At 67.8% G+C, this 1,014-nt stretch carries 1 protein-coding gene; it reads right to left on the reverse strand.

Going from position 1 to position 1,014, the window contains the following annotated elements:
- Positions 1-6: 6 nt before the first annotated feature.
- Complete coding sequence (locus K6U06_RS24490; RefSeq protein ID WP_262324615.1) at positions 7-873, reverse strand: IS5 family transposase; 867 nt, start codon at positions 871-873, stop codon at positions 7-9.
- Positions 874-1,014: the final 141 nt, after the last annotated feature.

Here is a 1,014-nt window from a genome sequence, read left to right on the forward strand (position 1 = left end):
AGAGGCTCAGCGGATTGGTGTTGATGCCGGTGACCAGCGGTTTCGCCAGTCGATGAGTTTGGCGACGAGCAGGAATGTGACGGCCAGGGCGAACTGGGCGATGCGGTGGGCGGGCTTGCGGTCGGTGTTGCGTCGTAGTTGCCCGAAGTTCGATAGCCAGCTGTTGGTGCGTTCCACGGGCCAGCGCAGCCCGAGGTTGGGACGGGTTGGTGTCGGCGTGGTGGGCTTCGCTTCGCCTCGGCGGCGTTTGCGGGCGATGACGGCGTCGGTGATGCCCCGCTCGGCCAGACGGGCCCGGGTGATGTCGCTGTCGTAACCGCGGTCGAGCCAGATGGTCTCGATGTCATCGACCATGGCCCGGCCTCCGAGGTCGTCAATGGTCGCTTCGAGCATGAGCGAGTCGTGGCGGTTGGCGCCGTCGGCGTGCCAGCCGAGCGGGATGCCATCGGCGTCGACGAGGACCGACCACTTCCAGCCGAGCTTGGCCCGGTCGGTGGGGTTCGGGCCTGTTCCGGGCCCGCCGCAAGGGGCTTTGTGCACGGACCCGTCGAGTGAGACGTCGGAGAAGTCGAGGCCGATGATCCGGTCGTAGCCCTCGATGGCGCGGTCTGCGATCCGGTCGAAGATCCCTGCGGCTTGCCACTCGTCACGCCGGGAGCGCACGGTGGTGTCGGAGACCTTGTTGCCGCAGAGGCGTTCGGCGTCTTCCCACGAGCAGCCGGTGGCGAGGCGGACCAAGATGACATCGAAGCAGTCCCGGTCAGACGCTCGTCGACGGTGACAGCCGAGCGGGTGGTTGTCGGGGCGGGCCGGGATGAGTGGGGCGATGCCCGCCCACACGGTGTCTCGCACTTCGGGGTCCAGTGCGCGCATGATGGGAGCGGGCCTCCACTCGGTCGTCGGTTGTTGGTCGCACCCGAGATCAAACTCGGGCCAACACGACGACCGGTGGATGCCCCTCAAACGGCGCGGAGATGCTGGTCAGGGGCTCCTTCGCCTATCCGCGCGGCCTCT

It is taken from the genome of Acidiferrimicrobium sp. IK (genome assembly GCF_025499425.1).
Classification (GTDB): Bacteria; Actinomycetota; Acidimicrobiia; order Acidimicrobiales; family Palsa-688; genus Acidiferrimicrobium.

Coding starts and splice junctions, on each gene's coding strand:
- K6U06_RS24490 (WP_262324615.1), bottom strand. CDS start 873: ATGCGCGCACTGGACCCCGAAGTGCGAGACACCGTGTGGGCGGGCATC.